At 64.8% G+C, this 23544-nt stretch carries 20 protein-coding genes; 15 read left to right on the top strand and 5 right to left on the bottom strand.

The features are described from left to right. Window positions 1–81: 81 nt before the first annotated feature. Entirely contained in the window at window positions 82–1446 is a 1365-nt protein-coding gene (locus U8326_RS14905; RefSeq protein ID WP_324741199.1) for a putative O-glycosylation ligase, exosortase A system-associated, read from the bottom strand. After that, a complete protein-coding gene (locus U8326_RS14910; RefSeq protein WP_324741201.1) occupies window positions 1439–1588 on the bottom strand; it encodes a hypothetical protein in 150 nt (49 codons plus the stop codon). The genes U8326_RS14905 and U8326_RS14910 overlap by 8 nt, the downstream gene beginning before the upstream one ends. An 89-nt stretch (window positions 1589–1677) precedes the next feature. Between U8326_RS14910 and U8326_RS14915 the strand changes: the two genes are divergently transcribed. The 5 genes from U8326_RS14915 to U8326_RS14935 all read left to right on the top strand — a co-directional run bounded on the left by U8326_RS14915 (window position 1678) and on the right by U8326_RS14935 (window position 11532). Beyond that, window positions 1678–2913 (top strand): TIGR04063 family PEP-CTERM/XrtA system glycosyltransferase, encoded by a 1236-nt coding sequence (locus U8326_RS14915; RefSeq protein ID WP_324741203.1) that lies wholly within the window; start codon window positions 1678–1680, stop codon window positions 2911–2913. A gap of 67 nt (window positions 2914–2980) precedes the next feature. Next, window positions 2981–4483, top strand: a complete 1503-nt coding sequence (locus U8326_RS14920; RefSeq protein ID WP_324741205.1) for a hypothetical protein — start codon at window positions 2981–2983, stop codon at window positions 4481–4483. A gap of 213 nt (window positions 4484–4696) precedes the next feature. After that, a complete protein-coding gene (gltB, locus tag U8326_RS14925) occupies window positions 4697–9337 on the top strand; it encodes a glutamate synthase large subunit (protein ID WP_324741207.1) in 4641 nt (1546 codons plus the stop codon). A 27-nt stretch (window positions 9338–9364) separates the two neighbouring features. After that, on the top strand, window positions 9365–10798 hold the full coding sequence (locus U8326_RS14930; RefSeq protein ID WP_324741209.1) for a glutamate synthase subunit beta: 1434 nt from the start codon (window positions 9365–9367) through the stop codon (window positions 10796–10798). A gap of 77 nt (window positions 10799–10875) precedes the next feature. Then, window positions 10876–11532, top strand: coding sequence for a hypothetical protein (locus U8326_RS14935; RefSeq protein WP_324741211.1), 657 nt, complete (start codon window positions 10876–10878; stop codon window positions 11530–11532). A gap of 8 nt (window positions 11533–11540) precedes the next feature. Here the strand turns inward: U8326_RS14935 and U8326_RS14940 are convergent, their stop codons facing one another. Together U8326_RS14940 and ung are read right to left on the bottom strand one after the other, a co-directional pair. Further along, complete coding sequence (locus tag U8326_RS14940; protein WP_324741213.1) at window positions 11541–12416, bottom strand: TIGR03620 family F420-dependent LLM class oxidoreductase; 876 nt, start codon at window positions 12414–12416, stop codon at window positions 11541–11543. Between the two features lie 76 nt (window positions 12417–12492). Further along, window positions 12493–13173, bottom strand: a complete 681-nt coding sequence (gene ung / locus U8326_RS14945; protein WP_324741215.1) for a uracil-DNA glycosylase — start codon at window positions 13171–13173, stop codon at window positions 12493–12495. Window positions 13174–13254: 81 nt separating this feature from the next. Between ung and U8326_RS14950 the strand changes: the two genes are divergently transcribed. The 7 genes from U8326_RS14950 to U8326_RS14980 all read left to right on the top strand — a co-directional run bounded on the left by U8326_RS14950 (window position 13255) and on the right by U8326_RS14980 (window position 19383). Continuing rightward, entirely contained in the window at window positions 13255–13872 is a 618-nt protein-coding gene (locus tag U8326_RS14950; protein ID WP_324741217.1) for a ribonuclease D, read from the top strand. 25 nt (window positions 13873–13897) lie between these two features. Continuing rightward, window positions 13898–14545 (top strand): LPS export ABC transporter periplasmic protein LptC, encoded by a 648-nt coding sequence (lptC, locus tag U8326_RS14955; protein ID WP_324741219.1) that lies wholly within the window; start codon window positions 13898–13900, stop codon window positions 14543–14545. Continuing rightward, window positions 14542–15075, top strand: a complete 534-nt coding sequence (locus U8326_RS14960) for an LptA/OstA family protein (protein ID WP_324741221.1) — start codon at window positions 14542–14544, stop codon at window positions 15073–15075. The genes lptC and U8326_RS14960 overlap by 4 nt, the downstream gene beginning before the upstream one ends. 110 nt (window positions 15076–15185) lie before the next feature. Continuing rightward, window positions 15186–16262, top strand: coding sequence for a GDP-mannose 4,6-dehydratase (gmd, locus tag U8326_RS14965; protein ID WP_324741223.1), 1077 nt, complete (start codon window positions 15186–15188; stop codon window positions 16260–16262). A gap of 34 nt (window positions 16263–16296) precedes the next feature. Continuing rightward, window positions 16297–17115, top strand: a complete 819-nt coding sequence (locus tag U8326_RS14970) for a hypothetical protein (RefSeq protein WP_324741225.1) — start codon at window positions 16297–16299, stop codon at window positions 17113–17115. Then, on the top strand, window positions 17112–18023 hold the full coding sequence (locus U8326_RS14975) for a hypothetical protein (protein ID WP_324741227.1): 912 nt from the start codon (window positions 17112–17114) through the stop codon (window positions 18021–18023). Before U8326_RS14970 ends, U8326_RS14975 begins: the two co-directional genes overlap by 4 nt. Window positions 18024–18084: 61 nt before the next feature. Beyond that, entirely contained in the window at window positions 18085–19383 is a 1299-nt protein-coding gene (locus U8326_RS14980; protein WP_324741229.1) for a hypothetical protein, read from the top strand. A gap of 4 nt (window positions 19384–19387) precedes the next feature. Here U8326_RS14980 and U8326_RS14985 read toward each other — a convergent pair whose 3' ends face one another. Next, complete coding sequence (locus U8326_RS14985; RefSeq protein WP_324741231.1) at window positions 19388–19990, bottom strand: sulfotransferase; 603 nt, start codon at window positions 19988–19990, stop codon at window positions 19388–19390. A gap of 255 nt (window positions 19991–20245) precedes the next feature. Between U8326_RS14985 and U8326_RS14990 the strand changes: the two genes are divergently transcribed. Genes U8326_RS14990 through U8326_RS15000 form a run of 3 tightly spaced genes read left to right on the top strand, consistent with a single transcriptional unit; the run spans window position 20246 to window position 23516 of the window. After that, window positions 20246–21085: a glycosyltransferase family 2 protein gene (locus U8326_RS14990; protein ID WP_324741233.1), complete on the top strand. Its 840-nt coding sequence runs from the start codon at window positions 20246–20248 to the stop codon at window positions 21083–21085. Beyond that, on the top strand, window positions 21082–22362 hold the full coding sequence (locus tag U8326_RS14995) for an O-antigen ligase family protein (RefSeq protein ID WP_324741235.1): 1281 nt from the start codon (window positions 21082–21084) through the stop codon (window positions 22360–22362). Before U8326_RS14990 ends, U8326_RS14995 begins: the two co-directional genes overlap by 4 nt. Next, entirely contained in the window at window positions 22359–23516 is a 1158-nt protein-coding gene (locus U8326_RS15000) for a glycosyltransferase (RefSeq protein WP_324741237.1), read from the top strand. The genes U8326_RS14995 and U8326_RS15000 overlap by 4 nt, the downstream gene beginning before the upstream one ends. The last annotated feature ends 28 nt before the right edge of the window (window positions 23517–23544 follow it).

Here is a 23544-nt window from a genome sequence, read left to right on the forward strand (position 1 = left end):
TCCAAGCTTCTCCTCCGGCCGGTGGAGAAGCGAAGATGCGCGTTTACGGGCGCGGTTGCAAGAAACTGCGTCGTTGGACGCTCAGGCGGAGGTCGGCGCGGCTTTCGAGGCGGCCCTGCGCGCGCGCTTCGATGGCAGGGCAGGCTCCCGGTCCCGGCAATAGCTCCACAGGGCGCATTGCAGGCCGATCAGCATGAAGATGAAGGGCTGGAACGCGATTCCGACGAACAGCGAGCCAACCATATAGACGATAAGTCCCTGCTGCAGCGCTAGGGCCAGCGGCGCTTGCCAGGTTTCTCCCTCCGCGATCCGGCTTTTCCAGCGGCGCTGCAGCTTTTCCATCTGCCAGATGCCCAGCAGCAGCAGCCACAGCCACAGGCCCAGCCCGATCCAGCCCTGTTCGCCCAGCATCTCGAAATAGCTGGAATGATAGGCGCGCGCCTCGTCGGTCATGGTCGTGGTGCTGATGGTCGTGGTGCTGCCGTCGGTTTTGGCATCGACCGTCTCGAAGGTCAGCTTGTTGCTCAGATAGGCATTGAAGCCGCCGCCCAGGGGATGCTTCTTGGCGTAATCGAACGTCCAGGCCCAGACCGCGAGCCGGGTCGAGGCGGACTGATCCGCCTGGTGATTTTCTATCGTGCTCATCCGCTCGGTGAAGCTCTGCGGCAGGAAGGGTATCGCGGCGATCGCCAGAAATCCGGCCAGCCCCATGTAGAGGAAGCGGTTCTTCACGCTGCGCATCATCAGCGCGCCCAATGCGCCGACACAGAGCAGGCCGGTGCGGGCGGCGGTTCCGACCGGCATCAGCAGGGCGGCGAAGATCAGCGCGGCGGCGAACAGGCGGACCCGGTTGTCGGGCGGGAAGATGGTGCCGTGCCGGGCCAGCCAGAGAATCAGCGGAATGACCGAGATCGCCACGCAGGAAATGATCGAGCCTTCGTAAAGGCCGCTGTTCTCGCGCACCAGCAGGGTCAGGGTTTCATAGCCGCCGCCGCCGAGGACGGTCTTGAGCCCGCCGTTGATGATGATCGCGGCGATCGAAAGAACCATGAACAGGATGGCCCCTTCGATCCGCAGGCGGGTGGTGAGGGTCAGCGGCAGGAAGATGGCGAAGACCAGCGCCTTCCACACCCAGCTCCATTTTTCGAGCGCCGCTTCCGGAAAGTCAGCCGTCAGCGTGGTCATCGCGCAATAGGCCAGCAGCGCTACCATCAGCCCCTGGCGCAGGGTGAAGCGGGCGCCGTCCTTGCGGTCGATCAGCAGCCAGCCCGAGAAGGCCGCCACGAATGCGATCAGCGAGATCGGCAGGGACTGCACGAAGGTCCACCCCACGCGCTGCGGGGACACGATATCGACATAGAGATAGGCCAGCACCCAGATGAAGGGGTGGCGCAGCCCCAGCAGCAGCAGGACGCCGAAGAAAGCGAGCAGGGCAAGGTCAAGCATGATCGTCCTCGCCCTTTGCCGCGCGCGGCGCTTTCCGGCTCCGCAAGCGTCCCGGCAGGTCCAGATCCTCGCGCTGCACCAGCCGCCAGGCGGCGATAATCATCAGGCCGTGGGTCAGGGCAAGGGAGAACAGATCGATCAAGCGGCAAGTTTCCGGAAACTTCTTCTCCGCTCTGCCCTAGCAGCAGGCGGTTGACGTGGCGTTAAGCTAATTGATGGCACAATATGGCCATGACTCGCATTCTGCACGTCCTCGACCACTCGTTGCCGCTGCATAGCGGCTATACCTTCCGCACGCGCGCCATCCTGAAGGCGCAGCAGGCGATGGGGCTGGAAGTGCGCGGGATCACGGGGCTGCGTCATGGCGGTGCCGGGGGCGATCCCGAGATGCAGGAAGTCGACGGGCTGATCTTCCACCGCACATCGGGCGAAGCCAGCGGCCCGGCCGGAATGCGCGAATGGCGCGAAGCGGGCCAGCTCGCCGGCGCCATCGAAGCACTGTGCGGGCAGTGGCGGCCGGATATACTGCATGCCCATTCCCCCGCCTTGTGCGGCTTGGCGGCAATGCGCGCCGCCCGGCGGCTGGGCATCCCATTCGTCTATGAAATCCGCGCCTTCTGGGAGGATGCGGCAGTCGGCAACGGCACCGGCCGCGAAGGCTCGGTCAAATACCGGCTGACCCGGAGCCTGGAAAACCATGTCGTCGCCGGGGCCGATTGCGTGATGACCATCTGCCATGGATTGCGGGACGACCTGATCGCGCGCGGCTTTCCGGCGGGGCGCATCGGCATCATGCCCAATGGCGTCGATCTCGAGCTGTTCGGCACGCCGCCCGCCGCCGATCCGGCGCTTGCGCGGGAACTGGGTCTGGGCAGCGGCCCGGTGATCGGCTTCATCGGCAGCTTCTACGACTACGAAGGCATCGACGATCTGATCGAGGCGATGCCGCTGCTGCTCGAAAGCCAGCCCGACGCCCGCCTGCTGCTGGTGGGCGGAGGGCCGCGCGCGGAGGCGCTGGAGCGCCAGGCCGGGGCATCGCTGGCCCGCCATGCCATCCGTTTCGTCGGCCGGGTCCCGCACGATCAGGTCGAACGCTATTATGCCCTGTGCGACATCATGGCCTATCCCCGCAAGGCGAGCCGGCTGACCGATCTGGTCACTCCGCTCAAGCCGCTGGAGGCCATGGCCCAGGGCAAGCTGGTGGCCGCGTCCGACGTGGGCGGACACCGCGAACTCATGAGCGACGGGGTGACGGGGACGCTGTTCGCTCCCGACGATCCGGCGGCCTGCGGCGAGGCGCTGGCGGGATTGCTGGCGCACCGGGATGACTGGGCGGCGATGCGGGAAGCGGCGAAGGCGCATGTGGCTCTGCGGCATGACTGGGCGCGCAATGTGCGTCGTTATCAAGACGTTTACCAAGCCTTGCTAGGCAAGGGTTCCGAATCGGGATTGTGCGCGGCTGCCTGAAGCGCGCCGGGAGCGGGTAGCGAGCGATACGGGCAATGCCGGCAAGGCGACAGGGGTTGTGCGAACAGTGTCCAGTTCGAAGCAGAATACGGGAAAGACGGGTTCCGGAAAGGCCGCGCCGATCAGCGCCCATCCGGCGTTTCCCGCAATGGTCGCGATCTGGTTTGCCGCTCTGTTCGGGCTGGGCAGCCTGGTCCTGCCTTCCGCCCTGCCGGAACGCATCGTCACGCTCACGGGCGCCGATGCGCTGATACCGGCCATGGCGCCGCCGCTCGGCTTCAAGGCGCGCGCGCTCATCGCCCTGGCCGCCACGGTCGTCGGGGGCGTCGGGGGGCTTGCCCTCGCCCGGCGGATCGTTGCCGCGCAGCGCCGCAATCGCCAGTCGGCCACCGCCGCGGAGCCAAGGCTGCGCAATGCCGACTGCCACCCGGACGCGCCCGCGCGCCGTCCGATTTCCGCGCTGGAAGAGTTGGGCGAAGATCGCTTGCCTGAATTCCGCCCTGAACTTCGGGGCACGCTTGCCGAGGAATTGGGCGTCAGCTGGGAAGACGTGCTTTCTGAAAAGGAAGGCCGCCGCCGCACGCCTGCCAGTTTGGCCCAGCCCGTAATCGAGGGGCCGGTAATCGACTTGCCTGCAATCGAGGGGCCGCATGACGGGGCTGCTCGGCAATGGACCGAGCCGGGGGCCGAACCGGCTGGCGACGAAATCGAGCCGGTGGAGCAGGCTCTGCCGGAAGAAATTGCCGAAGAGATGCCCGCCGCAGAGGACATGCCGTTCGAGCGGTCCGAATGGGGCGATGCCGATGAGGCATTCATCGAGGCCGGGCAAGAGCCGGGCGAACAGCCTGACACCGCCCTGCCGCCCGCCGCTTCCCCCATGCCGGAAATGGCCGAGGCGGCGCTCGAACTGGATGAGGATGACGCCCTTCCGGCCGGCCGCAATCCCGCTATCCGCGAAGCTCCGCTGGCCGAACTGGGCGTGACCGATCTGGTGGAGCGGCTGGCCTATGCCATTCAGATCCGCCAGCAGCGCCCCGTTGCGGTGGACGAAAGCCTCTTGGCGAGGAAGGCCCCGGCGCGGCAATGGCCCGCGGCTCCGGATCGCGCCCCCGCGCCGGATGGCGCTGGCGATGATTCTCCCGCGCTGCATCCCATGCCCGCGGCGCTTCGCCCGTTCGGGTTCGACGAGGAAGATGACGAGGATGGGGTCGAAACCGATCTCGCCCTTTCGGATCTCGGGTTGCCCGGGCACTCTATCCGCGACCATGGTGAGCCGGCCGGCTTCGGCGATCTGCCCGCCTATCAGGCCGAGGATTTCGCCAATGAGAGCGAAGCGGACGAGGATGAGGACGCCACCCTCGCGGAGGAAAGCTACAGCTCGCTGCTGAATCTCAAGATGGGCGCAGGCCGCCCGCCGCAGGGCGAGGAGCCGGAAGCCTCGGGCGATACCAGGCCGCCCACGCAGGAAAGCCCCACCGCTGCCGGGGAGGCGCCCGCGGAGCCGGATGCCGCCGACAAGGCCTTGCGCGAGGCGCTGGCCCGGCTGCAGCGGATCAGCGGCGCCGCCTGAACCGCAAGCCACTCCGCCGCCCTGCCAGAATGGCGGAAAAGCGTGGTTTTTGCACGGAAATCCGCTTCGCGGTTGCAAAAACCGCTTCCTGACGTCATTGGGGAAGATCGCACAGCCCTGTCGCATACAGGGCTCTTGCGATTCGCGCATTTTTGCCGAAAGGGCGCTGCATCGGGGTGCAGCGGCCAGGCCAACGACAGGATAGGAATTTTGATGGGTTACCCGGTGTCCCAGGGCTTATACGATCCGCGCAATGAACACGACGCCTGTGGTGTGGGCTTTGTCGCCCATATCAAGGGAACCAAAAGTCATGCGATCGTTAAACAGGCACTGGAGATACTGGCGAATATCGACCATCGCGGCGCGGTGGGGGCGGACCCGCTGCTGGGCGACGGCGCGGGCATCCTCATGCAGATTCCCGATCCCCTCTATCGCAAGTGGGCGGAAGGCGAAGGGCTGACCCTGCCGCAGCCGGGCGATTATGCGATCGCGATGTGCTTCCTGCCGCGCGACCAGCATTCGCGCGATTATGCCGTCAGCCTGTTCGAGAAGGTGATCGCCAAGGAAGGCCAGAGGGTGATCGGCTGGCGCGATGTGCCGACCTCGCTGGACGGGCTGGGCAAGGCGGTGATCGCCGCGATGCCGGTGATCCGCCAGTGCTTCGTCGCGCGCGGCCAGAATTGCGCGGACCAGGACGCCTTCGAGCGCAAGCTGCTGGCGATCCGCAAGCAGACCCAGAACCCGCTGGAGGAGCAGGCGGTCGAGCTGAACATGCCGGGGCTGGCGGAACTGTACATGCCCAGCTTTTCCAGCCGGACCATCGTCTACAAGGGGCTGCTGCTCGCCAATCAGGTGGACAGCTTCTACGACGATCTGCGCGATCCGGATTGCGTCAGCGCGATCGGCCTGGTGCATCAGCGCTTCTCGACCAATACCTTCCCCAGCTGGAAGCTGGCGCATCCCTATCGCTTCATCGCCCATAATGGCGAGATCAACACGGTTCGCGGCAATGTGAACTGGATGAACGCGCGCCGCCGCACCATGGAATCGCCGCTGCTGGGCGCGGATCTCGACAAGATGTGGCCGCTGATCCCGCACGGCCAGTCGGACACCGCCTGCCTCGACAATGCGTTCGAGCTGCTGGTGGCCGGCGGATTCAGCCTGACCCATGCGATGATGATGCTGATTCCGGAAGCCTGGGCGCGCAATCCGCTGATGGACCCGGCGCGCAGGGCCTTCTACGAATATCACGCCGCCCTGATGGAACCCTGGGACGGGCCGGCCGCCGTCGCCTTCACCGACGGACGCCAGATCGGCGCCACGCTCGACCGGAACGGGCTGCGGCCCGCGCGGTATTGCGTGACGAAGGATGATATCGTCTGCCTTGCCTCGGAGAGCGGCGTATTGCCGTTCAAGGAGGAGGAAATCATCCGCAAGTGGCGGCTCCAGCCGGGCAAGATGCTGCTGATCGACCTGGAGCAGGGCCGCATCATCGAGGATGAGGAGCTGAAGGCCGAACTCGCCAATGCGGAGCCTTACGCGAAGTGGCTGGAGCAGGCGCAATACAAGCTGGAAGACCTGGAAACGGTCGAGACCAACGAGGCCGAGCTGCCGGTGGACCGGACCAGCCTGCTCGATCGCCAGCAGGCCTTCGGCTATACCCAGGAAGACGTTTCCAAGTTTCTCGAGCCGATGGCGGTGAATGCCGACGATCCGATCGGGTCGATGGGCACCGACACTCCCATCGCGGTGCTGTCGCAGCGGCCGCGCCTGCTCTACGATTACTTCAAGCAGAACTTCGCCCAGGTCACCAATCCGCCGATCGACCCGATCCGCGAGGAGCTGGTGATGAGCCTGCTGTCGATGATCGGCCCGCGCCCCAATCTGCTGGGGCACGATGCCGGCGCGCACAAGCGGCTGGAAGTGGCGCAGCCCATTCTCACCAATGAGAACCTGCTGAAGATCCGCAGCGCCGAGAAGTCTCTCGACAAGGCGTTCCGCACCGGCACGCTCGACATCTGCTGGGATGCCAGCACTGGCGCCGACGGGCTGGAGCGCGCCCTGCGCGACCTGTGCGTGGCCGCGACCGAAGCGGTGCTGGCCGACAAGAACATCCTGATCCTGTCCGATCGCGCCCAAGGCCCGGACCGCATCGCGATGCCCGCCCTGCTGGCGACCGCGGCGGTGCATCATCACCTCGTCCGGCAGGGCCTGCGGATGCAGACCGGCCTGGTGGTGGAAACCGGCGAGGCCCGCGAAGTGCATCACTTCTGCGCGCTGGCCGGCTATGGGGCGGAAGCGATCAATCCCTATGTCGCATTCCAGACCCTGGAGCAGATCCGGGTCGAGAAGGAACTCCCGCTCAGCACCGAGCAGGTCCAGCAGAACTATATCAAGGCGATCGGCAAGGGCATCCTGAAGGTCATGTCCAAGATGGGCATATCGACCTACCAGTCCTATTGCGGCGCGCAGATCTTCGATGCGGTCGGGCTCAACAGCTCGTTCATCGCTCAGTATTTCACGGGCACCGCGACGACGATCGAGGGCATCGGCCTCAAGGAGGTGGCCGAAGAGACGGTGCGCCGCCATGCCGCCGCCTATGGCGACAATCCGATCTATCGCAAGATGCTCGACGTGGGCGGGATCTACCAATACCGCATCCGCGGCGAAGACCATGCCTGGACCCCGGCCAGCATCGCCAGTCTCCAGCACGCGGTGCGCGGCAACGATCCGAAGAATTACGAGGAATTCGCCCGTTCGATCAACGAGCAGTCGGAACGGCTGCTGACCATTCGCGGGCTGATGGAGCTGAAGAAGGCCGACAGGCCGCTCCCGCTGGATGAGGTCGAGCCGGCCAGCGAGATCGTGAAGCGCTTCGCCACCGGCGCGATGAGCTTCGGCTCGATCAGCCGGGAAGCGCATACCACGCTGGCGATCGCGATGAACCGGATCGGCGGCCGCTCCAACACCGGCGAGGGCGGCGAGGAAGTGGATCGCTTCACCCCGCTGCCCAATGGCGATTCGATGCGCTCGCGGATCAAGCAGGTCGCATCGGGCCGCTTCGGCGTGACGGCGGAATATCTCGTCAATTCGGACGATATCCAGATCAAAATGGCCCAGGGCGCCAAGCCCGGCGAGGGCGGCCAGCTGCCGGGCCACAAGGTGGACAAGGTGATCGGCAAGGTCCGCCATTCCACCCCCGGCGTGGGCCTGATTTCACCGCCGCCGCACCATGATATCTACTCGATCGAGGATCTGGCCCAACTGATCCACGATCTGAAGAACGTCAATCCGGTGGCGCGGATCTCGGTCAAGCTGGTGTCCGAAGTGGGCGTCGGCACGGTCGCCGCGGGCGTTTCCAAGGCGCGCGCCGACCATGTGACCATCTCCGGCTACGAAGGCGGCACCGGCGCATCGCCGCTGACCAGCCTGACCCATGCCGGCAGCCCCTGGGAGATCGGCCTGGCCGAAACCCAGCAGACCCTGCTGCTGAACGACCTGCGCAGCCGCATCGCGGTGCAGGCCGATGGCGGCATCCGCACGGGGCGCGACGTCGCCGTGGCCGCGCTGCTGGGCGCGGATGAGTTCGGCTTCGCCACCGCCCCGCTGATCGCGGCGGGCTGCATCATGATGCGCAAGTGCCACCTCAACACATGCCCGGTCGGCGTCGCCACCCAGGACCCGGTGCTGCGCGCGCGCTTCACTGGCCAGCCCGAGCATGTAATCAACTATTTCTTCTTCGTGGCCGAGGAACTGCGCCGGATCATGGCGGAAATGGGCTTCCGCACGGTGCAGGAAATGGTCGGCCGGGTCGACCGGCTCGATGCGCGCAAGGCGGTCGATCACTGGAAGGCGCATGGGATCGACCTGTCCCGCCTGCTCCATGTGGTGGAGCTGGAGGAAGGCAAGCGGCCCTACTGGACGCAGACCCAGGACCATGGGCTGGAAGCGGCGCTGGATGTCGAGCTGATCGAGGCGGCCCGCCCCGCGATCGAGAATGGCGAAACGCTGGTGCTCGACCGGACCATCCGCAATGTGAACCGCACGGTGGGCGCGATGCTGTCGGGCCGGATCGCGCAGCGGCACGGCCATGGCGGGCTGAAGCCGGAACAGCTCCGGATCAACTTCACCGGAGTCGCCGGGCAGAGCTTCGGCGCATGGCTGGCGCATGGCGTCACGCTCGATCTGGTGGGCGATGCCAACGACTATGTCGGCAAGGGGCTGTCGGGCGGCCGCGTGATCGTCCGCCAGCCGGACGGCCTGGGCCGCGATCCGTCCGAGAACATCATCGTCGGCAACACGGTGCTGTATGGGGCGATCGCGGGCGAGGCCTATTTCAACGGCGTCGCGGGCGAACGCTTCGCGGTCCGCAATTCCGGCGCGATCGCGGTCGTGGAAGGCACGGGCGACCATGGCTGCGAATATATGACCGGCGGCGTGGTATGCGTGCTGGGCAGGACCGGCCGCAATTTCGCCGCGGGCATGTCGGGCGGCATCGCCTATGTCTATGACGAAGACGGCATGTTCGAGCAGCTGTGCAATCCGGCGCAGGTCGATCTGGAACGGATTTCGGCGGAGCCGGACAATGAAGACGGCATGGGCCGCCCGCAACAGCGTGGGTCCAGCGTGCTCGATTACGGCATGGGCGACATGCTGCGCCACGATGCCGAACGGCTGAGGATACTGATCGAAAGGCACAAGCTGCATACGGGCTCGGCGCGCGCGGCCGCGCTGCTGGATGATTGGGGCAATACGCTTGGGAAGTTCGTCAAGGTGATGCCGCGCGATTATTCGCGCGCATTGCGGCAGATCGAGGCGGAGCGCCTCGAAGCCGCCAGCGTCGCCGCTGAATGACTCGGGTCGAATAAGGGTTACGGAATAATGGGCAAGGAAACCGGCTTTCTCGAAGTCGACCGCAAGGATCGCACCTATGCGGACCCCAAGGAACGGCTGAAGCACTACAAGGAATTCGTGATCCCGCATGCGGAGCCGGCGCTGCGCGAGCAGGCGTCGCGCTGCATGAATTGCGGCATTCCCTATTGCCACAACGGCTGTCCGGTGAACAACATCATCCCGGACTGGAACCATCTGGTCTATGAGGGCGACTGGCGCGATGCGCTGGAAATACTGCATTCGACCAACAATTTCCCGGAATTCACCGGCCGCATCTGCCCCGCCCCGTGCGAGGCGAGCTGCACGCTGAACATCATCGACCAGCCGGTGACCATCAAGTCGATCGAATGCGCCATCGTCGATCGCGGCTGGAAGGAAGGCTGGATCGAGCCGCAGGTGCCCGGCCGGCGCACCGGCAAGTCCGTGGCGGTGGTCGGCTCCGGCCCGGCGGGCATGGCCTGCGCCCAGCAGCTTGCGCGGGCCGGCCATTCCGTGACCCTGTTCGAGAAGAACGACCGGGTGGGCGGGCTGATGCGTTACGGCATTCCCGACTTCAAGATGGAAAAGCACCTCATCGACCGCCGCATGAAGCAGATGGAAGCCGAAGGGGTGGCCTTCCGCCCGTCGACCGAAATCGGCGTGGAGGTTTCCTTCAAGGCCTTGAAGGAGAATTTCGACGCGGTGGTGCTGTCGGGCGGCGCGGAAAACCCGCGTCCGCTGCAGATCCCCGGCGCGGAGCTGCCGGGCGTCCACTATGCGATGAGCTTCCTGACCCAGCAGAACAAGCGCAATGCCGGGGATGACGAGGCGCGCGCCGCGCCCAACGGCACGCTCAGCGCCACCGGCAAGCATGTCATCGTGATCGGCGGCGGCGATACCGGGTCGGACTGCGTCGGCACCTCCAACCGCCAGGGCGCGGCCAGCGTGACCCAGCTGGAAATCATGCCCAGGCCGCCTGAAAAGGAAGACAAGGCGCTGACCTGGCCGGACTGGCCGCTCAAGCTGCGGACATCCACCAGCCACGACGAGGGCGTGGAGCGCGACTGGGCGGTGCTGACCAAGCGCGTGATCGGCGACAACAAGGTCACGGGCCTGGAATGCGTGCGCGTCGAATGGAACAACGGCCGGATGGAAGAAGTGCCGGGCAGCGAGTTCACGCTGCAGGCCGACCTCATCCTGCTGGCGATGGGCTTCCTCGGCCCGCGCAAGCAGGGGATGCTGGACCAGTCCGGCGTCGCCATGACGGATCGCGGCAATGTCGATGCCAATCTGATCGACTACAGGACGAGCGAGGACATGGTGTTCTCCTGCGGCGACATGCGCCGGGGCCAGTCGCTGGTGGTATGGGCGATCCGCGAAGGCCGCCAATGCGCGCGGGCGGTGGACGAGGCATTGATGGGCGCGAGCGAACTGCCGCGCTGATCCGGAGTGCGGCGGTTAGCGTAAGCAGCCGCTCCTGCCTCTGGCGTTTGCGGGGGATTGCGGGCAATCATCCGCCGATGCTCGCGCGCCGTCTCCTTTCATCCGCCCTTCTGCTGCTGTCCCTCTCCTCCCCGGCATGGGCGCAAGCCCCGGCGCCGGATTTCGCCGGCAGCTATCGCCTGCAAGGCGGCCCCGATGTGGCGTCGGAACTGGTCCTGCGCGGGGATGGAACCTATGCCTATTGGCTGATCGCCGGGGCGCTGGACGAAGCCTCGGAAGGCCGCTGGACCCTGGCCGGCGGCCAGCTTTCGCTGGTCACCGAACCCAGGCCGGTCCCGCCGGAATTCCGGCAGGCCGAACTCTCGCCGGAAGGGAGCGTGCTACGGCTGGACGTGAACTGGCCCAACGGCAGGGGGATCGCCGGCATCGATTTCCGGATCGGCCTGGCCGACGGGCAGGTGCTGGAAGGCTATACCCAGCATGACGGCTGGCAGGGGGCAGGGCAGCTTGCGGCGGAGCCGCAATGGATCGAGCTGGGGGAGCCGGTGAACAATATCCTCTCCGGGCGGATCGCCTTGCCGCCGCATACCCGGATGCTGCGGTTCACTCTGCTGCCGAATGATCTCGGCCGGGTCGATCTGACCGGGGCCACCATCGAAGTGGAGCGCGAGAGGCTGACCCTGCACCGCCGGGAAGGCGCGATGCCCTTTGTCAGGGTGTCCTCTGTGCCATAAAGGCAGCGTTAGAGGCCCTGCGCGATCCGTTCCAGCGCGGCGATGTCGGGCGTGCCATGCTGGCCAAGCAGCTGGATGCAGACATGGTCGGCACCGGCATCCCAATGGGCGCGCACCCGATCCCGTATCGCTTCGTCATCGCCCCAGGCGACCATGGCGTCGATCAGCCGGTCGGACCCGCCATTCTCGAAATCCAATTCGTCGAAGCCCTGCCGCAGCCAGGTATTCCGGTAATTCGGCAGGCCGATATAGATGCTCAGGATCGCCCGGCCGAGCTTGCGGCCGGTTTCCGCATCCGGCGCGGGCGCGACCATCTGTTCCACGCAAAGCAGCTTGTTCGGCCCGAGAATGGCGCGCGCCTCGGCGGTGAATTCCGGCGTGACATTGTAGGGATGCGCGCCATCCGCCAGGTCGCGCGAAAGCTCCAGCATTTTCGGCCCGAGGGCGGCCAGCAGGGTGAGCGGCTTGTCCGAGGGTTTCGGCAATTCGTAGACCGCCTTGCCCATTGCTTCGAGATAGGCGCGCATGGTGGCCACCGGCTTGCCGTAATCGTGCCCGCGCAGATCATCCACCAGCGGCGCGTGGGAAACCCCCATGCCGAGGATGAACCGGCCGCCGGATTGCTCGTTCAGGCCATTGCGCGCGGCCACCATCGCCTGCGCATCGCGGGCGTAGATATTGGCGATGCCGGTGGCGACGATCAGCCGCGTGGTGTTGGCGAGCAGCCAGCTCGATGAAACCAGCGAATTGCGGCCCACGGCCTCGGGATGCCACAGGGCGGAAAATCCAGCCTGTTCAACTGCTTGGGCGAAACCGGCCAGCTCGGCCGACGTCATCAGGTCGAGGCTGGCCCAAACGCCCAGCTTGCCGAGTTTTCCTGTCATGCCATCTCCCCACGCATCAAATTGTTCCGGATCAGCTCCGGGCTATCGCCACCGGGCCGGTTTGGCAAATCCGGCGTCACCAGTCGATCGCGCCCCGGCCATTGGCTTCCAGGAAGGCATTGGCGCGGCTGAAAGGTTTCGATCCGAAGAAGCCGCGATGGGCCGAAAGCGGGCTGGGATGCGGCGAACGGATCACCAGATGGCGGTCGCTGTCGGTCAGCTCCGGGATTCGCGCGGCCTTGGCCTGCGCATGGCTGCCCCACAGGATGAACACGCTCGGCTCCGGCCGCGCCGCGACCGCAGCGACCGCCGCATCGGTAATGGCTTCCCAGCCCCGGTTCTGGTGCGATCCGGCCTGCCCCGCTTCCACCGTCAGCGCATTGTTGAGCAGGAGCACCCCCTGCTTCGCCCAATGCGACAAATCGCCATGGTCCGGGGGGCCGATTCCCAGATCGCTTTTCAGCTCCTTGTAGATATTAACGAGGGACGGCGGCGGCGGCACCCCCTGGGGCACGGAAAATGAGAGGCCATGCGCCTGCCCCGGCCCGTGATAGGGGTCCTGCCCCAGGATCACCACCTTGACCTTGTCCAGCGGGGTAAGCTCCAGCGCGGCCAGACGCTGGCCCCGGGGCGGATAGATTCGCTTTCCCGCCGCTTCTTCGGCGCGCAGCCAGCCGCCCAGCCGGCGCGCTTCTTGTGTCGCCAGCACGGGTTGGAGCACCGGGCTCCACGAAGGAGGAAGATTGTCCTGCGCCATGGGGAACTGGTAGCGCGTAGATGCGACTATCGCCAGCCGGGGCTTTCGCTATTCCACGGATGGGCTTAAGGGCAGAAGCATATGACTGTTCATTTTCACGAAGAAGATCTGCCCGCGGGCGTGCTTGCCCCCGGCCCGGTCGCTGTCGACACCGAAACCATGGGGCTGATAACTCCGCGCGACCGGCTGTGCCTGGTCCAGATCAGCGACGGGCAGGGGGACGAGCATCTCATCCGCTTCAAGCGCGGAAGCAGCTTCGACGCGCCGAACCTGAAGGCGGTTCTGGCCGATCCGGCCCGTATCAAGCTCTATCATTTCGCGCGCTTCGATCTGGCGGCGATCGAGCATTATCTCGGCGTGGTCGCGGCCCCGGTGTTCTGCACCAAGATCGCCAGCAAGCTGACCCGCACCTATACCGACCGGCATGGCCTGAAGAACCTGGTCAGCGAGCTGCTGGGCACGGATATTTCCAAGCAGCAGCAGTCGAGCGATTGGGGCGCGCCGGAAATCAACGAGGCGCAGCGCGAATATGCCGCCAGCGACGTGCGCTATCTGCATCGGCTGCGCGATATTCTCGTCGAACGGCTGGAACGCGAAGGGCGCCTGGCGATTGCCCAGGCATGTTTCGATTTCCTGCCCGCCCGGGCGCGGCTGGACCTTGCCGGCTGGGCCGAGAAGGATATCTTCAGCCACGAGTAAGCAAGGCAACGACAGCAGCAGAACCATGAGCGCCGAAGCCGACACCATCCGCAATCACCGCCAGGCCTTTGCGGCCCCGGGCGGTTCGCACGACCGGCTGATTCGCATCCTTTCCCGGGCCTTGCCCGCCGCGATCGGGGTGCTGGCGGCGCTGATGATCCTCAGCCCGCTTTCGCCGCGCGGCGAGATCAGCTTCCTGCTGGATCGCAACGAAGTGCAGGTGGTGCAGGACCGGCTGCGGGTGGATAATGCGATGTATCGCGGCGAGGACAGCCAGGGTCGCCCGTTTTCCCTGACGGCTGGCGAGGCTGTCCAGCGCTCGGTCAGGGAGCCGGTGGTCGTCATGAACGATCTCGTCGCCCGGATACTGCTGTCGGATGGCCCCGCCACGCTGAGCGCCGGCAAGGGCCGCTACAATTTCCGCGAGGAAATGGTGAATGTGGATGGGCCGGTGCAGTTCACCGCCGCCGACGGCTATCGCATGGTGACGCGCAATGTCGCGATCGACCTGAAGAATCGCAGGCTGGGGGGCAGCGGCCGGGTGGAAGGCTCGATGCCCGCTGGCACTTTCTCGGCCAACCATATAGAGGCCGATCTTTCCGCCCGAACCATCACTCTGGTCGGCGACGCAAGGCTGCGCATGGAGCCGGGCAAGCTGAGGATGCCGCAATGATCGATCTTCGCCGTTTCGCCGCTCCGCTCCGTTATGGCGCGGCCGGTTTCGTGGTGACTCTGGCCGCGCTGGGCGGCATCCAGCTTTCGGCCCAGGCGATCGGCAATCACAACAGCAAGGCGCCGGTCAACTACGCCGCCGACCGGATCGAGCTGCAGGACCGGCAGGACCGGGTGGTGCTGTCGGGCAATGTCGATATCACGCAGGACAATCTGCGCCTGCGCGCCGCGCGCACAACCGTCGATTATACCAATGCGGATTCCCTGAAGATCCAGCGCATCACCGCCACCGGCGGGGTGCTGGTCACCCGCGCCAATGAAACGGCGCGGGGCAATGTCGCCATCTATGATTTCAACCGCCGCATCATCACCATGGCGGGCGATGTCGCTCTGCGCCGCGGCTCGGACGATCTGAACGGGCAGCGGCTGGTGATAGACCTCGATAGCGGGGTGTCGAGCGTGGACGGCCGGGGCGGCGGGAGCGCGGGCAAGGGCGGCCGGGTCAGCGGGACGTTTTCCGTTCCGCAATAATCCTCGCGGCCCGGTCCGTGCGTTTGCTCCAGTCCGGGCTGTTCACCGCCTTGTGGCCAGCGGCAAAACCGCTAAGCAGTTGAACATGCGGCAATCATTAGGGGCAGAAGATGGCGGCGGATAAGGGGCGCAAATGTGCGCTGGTCACCGGGGTCACCGGCCAGGATGGCGCATATCTGGCGGAATTGCTGCTGGAGAAGGGCTATGAGGTCCACGGCATCAAGCGCCGGTCCTCGTCCTTCAACACCGGCCGGATCGAGCACATCTATGAAGATCCGCACAAGTCCGGAAAGAGATTCTCGCTGCATTACGGCGATCTCAACGATGCCACCAACCTGATCCGGATCGTGCAGGAGGTTCAACCCACCGAAATCTACAATCTGGCCGCGCAGAGCCATGTTCAGGTATCGTTTGAGACTCCTGAATACACCGCCAACGCTGATGGCCTCGGCACGCTGCGCCTGCTCGAGGCCATCCGCATCCTCGGCCTCGAGCGGCAGACCCGGTTCTATCAGGCCTCCACGTCCGAGCTTTACGGCCTGGTCCAGGAAGTTCCGCAAAGCGAAACCACTCCCTTCTATCCGCGCAGCCCCTACGCGGCCGCCAAGCTCTATGCCTATTGGATAACCGTGAATTACCGCGAGGCTTATGGCATTCACGCCTCGAACGGGATTCTGTTCAATCATGAAAGCCCCTTGCGCGGGGAAACCTTCGTCACCCGCAAGATCACGCGCGCCGCGGCCGCGATCAGGCTCGGGAGGCAGGACCGGCTCTATATCGGCAATCTCGATGCGAGGCGCGACTGGGGCCATGCGCGGGAATATGTGCGCGGCATGTGGCTGATGCTGCAGCAGGACGAGCCGGACGATTATGTGCTGGCCACGGGTGAGACTACCGAAGTCCGGGAATTCGTCCGCTGGGCCTTCGAGGATGTGGGCATCCCCATCGAATTTCGCGGAAAAGGGGCGGAGGAGAAGGGATATTGCCAGGCGACCGGCAACTGCCTGGTGGAAGTGGACCCGCGCTATTTCCGCCCCACCGAGGTCGATCTGCTGATCGGCGATCCGGCCAAGGCGCAGCGGAAGCTGGGGTGGCGGCACCAGACCCCGGTTCGTGAGCTGGCTCGCGAAATGGTTCAGGCGGATCTTGAAGTGATGCGCCACGCGCCCATCGCGAAGACGGACTGAGCCCGCGCGCTTGCACCGAGGAGGCCCTTTGAACGTGAAGCAGTTCGCCAGCGCGGTCGCCCTGCATCTCGGCTTTGCGGTGAAGCGCAGGGTCGACGATGCGCGCGTGCGCCGCCTGCTGGCCCGGCTCCATCCGGTGAGCACCGCCGTTCCGCTCATTCGCATCGGCGGCGCGAACGATGGCGGCTATCTCGTGCCCGACGATCTGGCGGGTGTCACAGCCTGTTTCTCGCCCGGCGTGGACCAGATCGCATCGTTCGAGCAGGATCTTCAGCGGCGCGGCATCCGCTGCTTTCTGGCCGACGCCTCGGTCGAAGGCCCTCCGCCCGGCAGCGGCGACATGGATTTCGAAAAGAAATTCGTGGGCGCCTGGAACGATGACCGCCATGTCACGATGGATCGCTGGATGCGCTCCAAACTGCGCCCCGAAGACGGCGATCTCATTCTGCAGATGGATATCGAAGGGGCGGAATGGCAGGCCCTGCTCAACATTTCCGATGAGATGCTGCAGGCGTTTCGCATATTGGTGATCGAATTCCATTCCCTGCCGCATTGTTTCGATGAGGTGGCGTGGGCATTGTTCGACGCTTGCCTGGGGCGGCTCGCTCAATTCTTCCACGTGGTCCACGCCCATCCGAACAATGTCGCCGCGAATTTCGCTTATGGCGATCTGGAGATACCGCACTTTCTGGAAGTGAGCTTCCTGCGCAAGGATCGCGCGCAGGCGGACGGCTTCGTTACCCGCTTTCCCCATCCGCTCGATCAGCCCTGCTGCCCTGACAGGCGCGATCGGCCTCTGCCGTCCTGCCTTCATGCATCCGCCGCGGCTCCGCATGAAAGGGATGCGCGGTGAAGATCTTCGAATTCTGCATGTTCCATAACGAGCATCCGGCGCTGGCCCTCAAGATGCGGGAGTCGGCGAAATGGGTCGATGAATTGCACCTGTGCGAAGCCAACCGGACCTTCCGCCATGGGGAACGCAGCCCGGCCCTGCCCCCTGAAACAGTGTTCCTGAAACCGCATCTGTTCGATGGGGCCAGCCGTTTCCACCCTGCCTGCCGCTGGGGTTTCAGCCGCTATTTTCCCTTCTTCCGCAAGAAGGAGATGGCGCGCAGGAACGAGACATCGCAACGCAATCACGTTCACGAAGTGCTGGCCGGGGTGGCGGATGACGACCTTGTGATCCTGAGCGATGTCGACGAGATCGTGGATTCGCGGCGGGCTGGCGAAGTGATCGATGCCGCGCGGCGGCACGGCATCGTCAGCATCGAAATGCATCACACGTTTTTCTATCTGAATCTCTATTCCACCAATTTCCATGAGGTCTGGAAACACTCGCCTGCGAACTACGCCTATCGCACCTTTGCCATGACCGGGGCGGCATTCCGTACGCTGCGCCATTCGTCGGACCGTCTCAGGCGGCTGGGCGAATGGGGGCGCCTGCATGAGCGGATATTCCTGCTGCGCGGCTTTCACGGCTTTCATCACAGCTGGCTGGGTGACGAGCAGGCTGCCCTGGAGAAGCTGCGGTCCTATTCCCATTCTCTGGGCGAACATGCAGGGGAACTGGCCGGCCCCGATGGAGAGATTTCGCACGAGGCGCTGCGCAACATGATGCGCGAGGGCCGCTCGCTTTACGAAGGCAATCGGCTGGAAGTGAAGGATTTCAGTGAAATTCCTCCGTTGCAGGCGGTGACGGACGACCTGGAAACATTTGGCCGGTTCATTCTGGACAAGCGAAGCGGTGGCGATGTGCGATAGGGTATCAGGCTGTCCAGAGAGCCGTTGCCTGGCGGCAATCGTTTACGGACCATGTAGCTAGATGACAGGCAAGCCTGCTTTCCCTGTCGCATCAGGCTTGCTCTTCTCGCTGGTGAAGGCCTCCTCCGTGCGGGTGGTGGCCGCCGGGGCAGCCTTCCTGACCACCCTGGTCGTAACCCGAATGCTGGGCGCGGCTGGCGCCGGCATCTTGTTCGGAACCTACGCCTGGGCGGTAGGGCTGGCGCTGGCCGCGCGGTGGGGATCGGGCAATGCCATCCTGCTCGATATTCCGCCGCGCAATACGGCCTGGCGGCGCAGCGGGATCGCGAGCTACGCCAATGCGCAGCTCATGGACGCGATCAGGCGAACGGGCTTTCTGCTCGCAATTGTCGCGGCCTGCGCCCTGGTCTTCGATGCGGTCGACTATCGGCCCGAATTGTCGGTTTCGCTGCTGGTCCTGCTCTTGCCCCTGACGGTGATCCTGCAGATTCTGTGCGCCACATCCCGCGGCATGAACAGGGCCGCATCCAGCCTGTTCTTCGAGTTCCTCATGCTGCCGCTGGTCGTGCTGCTGATCGCCGGCATGGTTCGGCTGGGCGTGATGCATCCCTCGCTGGAATTGTTCGCGATCGCCTATGTCGCGGGAACCGGCCTTGCCGCCCTCGCCTGCTTTTTATTCAACCTCGCGCCCTTCTGGCATCTGCGCAGGGGCCGGCCCCGTATCTCACGGAACCGGGACCGACAGCGCCAGCGCAATTTCGCGCTGGTGGAACTGGCCTTCTTCCTGAACAGCTGGGCGGCCATGCTGATGTTGCCGTTCTTTCTGCCGGCCGAGCAGGTGGGCATCTTCAATCTGGTGTTCCGGCTGGTCGCATCGGTCGGGCTGATCGTCACGACCATCCAGATCCTGATCCTACCCCGGCTCAGCCTGGCATGGCGCAGCCGCGACAGCGAAGCGTGGCGCAAGGCGAAGCGCGACGGCAAGATCGTCATGGCCGCGCTCGGATTCATCTACGCCCTCTCCATCCTTGCGGCCGGGCAATATATTCTGGAACTGGCAGGGCCTGAATTCGTCGCCGGCTATCCCGCGCTGCTGATCATGTCCGCCTGCTATGGCGGTGGAATCATGCTGGGTCCGAGCGCATTCATTCTCAACGCTGCGGGTTTCGATGCGCTCGTTTCGCGGGTCTCCACCTCGATCAGCCTCGGCAGCGTGGCGGTTCTGGTGCCTGCGGTTCACTGGTTCGGAATGATCGGGGTGGCCTGGGTTACGGGAATGACGATGCTTGCGCTGTCGGCTGCCTTGTTCATCTGCGAACGCTGGATGATCGCTCCGGCGGAACGCAATCGGACATCCTGAGCCGTCAGCTCAAACCCGCCGCTTCGAGGCGGGACAGTATTTCATGCGTCAGCCGCCGCATGGGGGAGGCATGGGCAACGCCGGGATTCTCGTGAGGCATCGGCAAGCCTGGCGGATCGACGCCGATAAAGCGGCATAGCTCGTCCCAGCCCTCGCCGTTTTCCCAGCAGATCGGCAAGACCCTGTCGCCCAGATCGTGGAGCACCGCCGCGTTATGCGCCTCGTATTTCTCGATATAGCGGTCCTTGCCGTTCTCCGGATAGCGTATGCCGTAGAGCCAGGTCCGTTCATGTTTCCTGATGTTGGAGCGCCGCGCGTGCCGGCGTAGGCTTTCGAACCAGACCTGGCTCGAGCGGCGAACCGTGAGGATGAATCTGGCATCCGGATACCGCTCCGCAAGCTCGCGATACATCAGTGGAAACGGCCAGTCCTCGAAGCTGTCGTGCGCATCGATGACGCGATAGATCTCCTCGTGCCGTCCGTGGAAGAAATGGCACAGCAGATCGTAATCGTAAGTGACATGACGATAGCCGAGCGCGCGCAGACAGGAACCGAGCGTGGAAGTGCCGGTCTTGTTGTAACCGATACCGAATATTTTCGGCTGCATCGAAATTCTCTGCCGCAAGCTCTTCCATTATCCAGGCCCCGAAATCCGGCCTGTCGCCTTTCTTCTCCGGCGCAGCTAGGGCAGATTGCGGAAGTTTGGCAAGGGATGAAACCTTCAACCTGTCGCAAGAATGGATCGTGTTCGATCGATCCAAACTCTTGTTTTTTCATCCTCGCGCCGACATGACACTGGTCTGGCAAGCCACGGCGCCCACTCTTCGCCTGGGGCAAGGCATCGGGTCGATGAGAATGAAGCGTGATATCCGTAATCGTCGCCACCTATAATTCCGCAGCAACGCTGGCCCGCACGCTGGAAAGCCTGGCGGCGCAGCGCGATGCGGATTTCGAGGTTCTGGTGGCCGACGGCGGGTCGCAAGACGGCACGCTGTCGATCGTCGATCGTTTCACCGGCCTTGTCACGCATCGCATCTCCGGCCCGGACCGGGGGGTTTACGATGCCTGGAACAAGGTCGTTCCCGCGGCCAGGGGGGAATGGGTGATGTTCCTCGGCTCGGATGACTGGCTCCACGCACCCGATACGCTCGCGCGGCTGGAGGCGGCGGCCTCGGCGCTTCCGCCTGCGCGGCGCGAGCTTGCCTATGTTTTCGGGCAGACGCTGTTCCGCGAAGGGGATGCCCTGCTCGAAACCTTTGGCGCCATGCCCATCGCATCGGCCAGGCTGGGGAGCGAGGATTACATTCCCTTCTCCCACACCGGCCTGCTTCACCATCGCAGCCTGTTCGCAACCTTCGGGCTGTTCGATGCCGGGTTTCGCTCGGCGGGCGATTACGAGTTCCTGCTGCGCACCATGAAGGACGGCCGGACCCGCTTCCACCATGCCCCGCTGATCGTGGCCGAAATGGCGATCGGCGGCATGTCGACAGGCGCGGCCAGCCGGGTCCATCATTATCGCGAGATGCTGGTTGCCCGCCGCAAGCTCGGTTTCGCCTCGAACCCCGGCTGGCTGCTGGCGAACTATCGGCGGGCAAGAATATCGGCTGCGCTGATAGGGCTGACGGGCGAACGGATCACCTTGCTGATTACCAATCTCTATCGCCGCATGGCCGGCAAGGAGCTACGGGGAAGGCTGTCATGAAGGCTCATGCCGTCCATCCCGCCGATCCGCCCCCCGCCAGGCAGGGCGCCGTTGCGATGGCGACCTTGCTGATCGCCTTCGCCTTCGCGATGCCGCCGGATCTGGTGAGCTATTCGGCCTATGCGGCGGCCATGCTGATCGCGCTTGGGTTGTATACCGTATTCTTCGCCCGCGATGTGCTGCGCGCCCTGATCTTCAAGGAATATCTGCTGTTCGCTGGTCTGGCGCTGCTTTATGTGGGCCTTTCCGTCTTCGGGGTGATCCGCCCCGCCATGCGGCTTTCCGATCCGGGGGCCGTCTTGCCGCAAGCCGCGGGCCTGCTCCTGATTATTGCCGCCTTGCCCGCCTTCACCCATGCGGCCGGCATGATCTTCCTGCCCCGGCTGCGGATCGTGCCGTTCGCCGCCATAATGCTTGCGGTGCTGCTTTCCATCACGTTCTGGCGCGACACCGAGAACATCCTCATCAGGGGCGGCGTCTATGGCGTGCGGGCGCCTGCGCTGCTCCTTCATTTCCTCTATTTCTTCGTCGTGCTGCGCATCAGCGGCAATCGCGGCATTCGATGTTTGCTCCTGCTCCTGCCCTTACCCCTTTCGGGCGCTGCCTCCAACGCCTTGATACAGCTTGCCCTGGCGGGATTGGTGCTGGCGGGAAGGCCTCGACAGGTCCTGCTCGCGCTGGTCGCGGGGCTGATCGCCCTGATGCTGGGCCTCACCTATTTCCTGGACACGCTGAGGGGCATCGGCCTGGCCGATCCCAATGTCGGTATTCGTTCGATATTATGGCGCCATGCGGTCGAAAGCGTGGCCACGCATCCGCTGGGTATCGGATATGGCAGCGGGTGGACCGATTTCCAGGCGCTGCGCGACCCCGGCATCCGGCATCTCTATGCCTTCAACCTTTCGCGCAGCCTGCAGATCGCCAATCATTCGAGCTTTCTGGATCTGCCGCTTCGCCTGGGCTGGCTGAGCCTGCTGCTGTTCGCGCTGATGCTCCGCCGGCTATGGCGGGATTGCGCGCAGCGGCCCTTCGCGCTCGAAGCGACGGCGGCATTGTTCATCGTGTTGGTCGCGGCAGCCTTCAACCCTGTAATCGAAAGCGCGCGGTCCGCCCTCTTCGTCGCTCTGGCCCTGGGCTATATGCGGGCAACCGCCATGTTCGCGCCGGAGAATGCCGCCCGAGCCGGGAAGCCTCTTCCAGACGCTTTCGTTCCCGCAATTTCGCCAAGGGAGAGGCGGGTGGCGCTGGCAGCGCAGAATGGCGGCGCCATCTTGTGAAGGTGCTGATCCTTCACAATGCCTATCGGCAGAAAGGCGGCGAGGATGCCGTGGTCGAGGCGGAAAGCGAAATGCTGCGCAGGCATGGCGTGCAGGTTGCGCTTCATCGCGTGGCCAATGATTCCATCGGCACGCTGGGGGACAAGGTGCGCACCTTCGCCCGCGCCAGGCGCAACCCCGAGAGCGGGCGGGACGTTCTGGCAACGCTCTCGCGAGAGCTGCCCGATGTTGTGCATATCCATAATTTCTTCCCGCTGCTGACGCCGGGCATTCACCGGCTGCTGGCGGAGCGGGGCCTGCCGGTGGTGCAGACGCTGCATAATTATCGCCTGCTGTGCGCCAACGGCATGTTCCTGCGCGACGGCGCAATCTGCGAGCTGTGCCAGCACGGCAGCCGGGGCCATGCCCTGATTCACCGCTGCTATCGCCATTCCCTGCCCGCGACGCTTGCCGTGCTGCGGATGCAGGATGCGTCCGTCCATAGCCCGGCCTGGCTGCAATCCGTGTCGCGTTTCATCGCGCTGACCGAATTTGCCCGCGCCAAGTTCATCGAGGGCGGACTTCCCGCGAGCCAGATCGCCGTGAAGCCCAATTCCGTGCCCGATCCGGGGCAAGGACGCGAGGCGGCCGAGCGAACGGGCGCGCTGTTCGTGGGGCGAATTGCGCCGGAAAAAGGCGTCGCAGCTTTGGTGGAAGCCAGCCATGCCTTCCCCCGCCTGCCCCTGACGGTCGTGGGTGACGGCCCGGAACTGGAGGCGCTGCGCCATGCCGCTCCGCCCCATGTGGAATTTACCGGCGCACTGCCCAGCGCCGCCGTCATGGATCGCATGAAAAGCGCGGCGTGGCTCATCCTGCCCTCGACCTGGTATGAAGGTTTCCCCATGACGCTGGTCGAAGCTTTCGCCTGCGGCCTGCCGGTGATCGCGCCGCGGCTGGGCGGGTTTGCCGAACTCATCGATCACGGCAGCAACGGGCTGCTCTACGATCCATTCGATCCAGCCGGATTGGAACGGGCGATCGCCACCGCCTTCGCCGGGCATGCCGATCGCCGGCATTTTTCCCATGGCGCGCGCGAAACCTATCTGCAGCGCTTCTCGACAAAGAAGAATGTGGCACAGCTGATCGACATTTATTGGACGGTCCTCGGCCGCTAACGGCTGCGGCGCTCGCATTTGTCCGGCT

The sequence above is a fragment of the Tsuneonella sp. CC-YZS046 genome, assembly GCF_035581365.1.
Taxonomy (GTDB): domain Bacteria; phylum Pseudomonadota; class Alphaproteobacteria; order Sphingomonadales; family Sphingomonadaceae; genus JAWKXU01.

Coding starts and splice junctions, on each gene's coding strand:
- U8326_RS14905 (WP_324741199.1), bottom strand. CDS start 1,446: ATGCTTGACCTTGCCCTGCTCGCTTTCTTCGGCGTCCTGCTGCTGCTG.
- lptC (WP_324741219.1), top strand. CDS start 13,898: ATGAGCGCCGAAGCCGACACCATCCGCAATCACCGCCAGGCCTTTGCG.
- U8326_RS14985 (WP_324741231.1), bottom strand. CDS start 19,990: ATGCAGCCGAAAATATTCGGTATCGGTTACAACAAGACCGGCACTTCC.
- U8326_RS14950 (WP_324741217.1), top strand. CDS start 13,255: ATGACTGTTCATTTTCACGAAGAAGATCTGCCCGCGGGCGTGCTTGCC.
- U8326_RS14940 (WP_324741213.1), bottom strand. CDS start 12,416: ATGACAGGAAAACTCGGCAAGCTGGGCGTTTGGGCCAGCCTCGACCTG.
- ung (WP_324741215.1), bottom strand. CDS start 13,173: ATGGCGCAGGACAATCTTCCTCCTTCGTGGAGCCCGGTGCTCCAACCC.
- U8326_RS14980 (WP_324741229.1), top strand. CDS start 18,085: ATGACAGGCAAGCCTGCTTTCCCTGTCGCATCAGGCTTGCTCTTCTCG.
- U8326_RS14995 (WP_324741235.1), top strand. CDS start 21,082: ATGAAGGCTCATGCCGTCCATCCCGCCGATCCGCCCCCCGCCAGGCAG.
- U8326_RS14915 (WP_324741203.1), top strand. CDS start 1,678: ATGACTCGCATTCTGCACGTCCTCGACCACTCGTTGCCGCTGCATAGC.
- U8326_RS14930 (WP_324741209.1), top strand. CDS start 9,365: ATGGGCAAGGAAACCGGCTTTCTCGAAGTCGACCGCAAGGATCGCACC.
- gltB (WP_324741207.1), top strand. CDS start 4,697: ATGGGTTACCCGGTGTCCCAGGGCTTATACGATCCGCGCAATGAACAC.
- U8326_RS14960 (WP_324741221.1), top strand. CDS start 14,542: ATGATCGATCTTCGCCGTTTCGCCGCTCCGCTCCGTTATGGCGCGGCC.
- gmd (WP_324741223.1), top strand. CDS start 15,186: ATGGCGGCGGATAAGGGGCGCAAATGTGCGCTGGTCACCGGGGTCACC.
- U8326_RS14935 (WP_324741211.1), top strand. CDS start 10,876: ATGCTCGCGCGCCGTCTCCTTTCATCCGCCCTTCTGCTGCTGTCCCTC.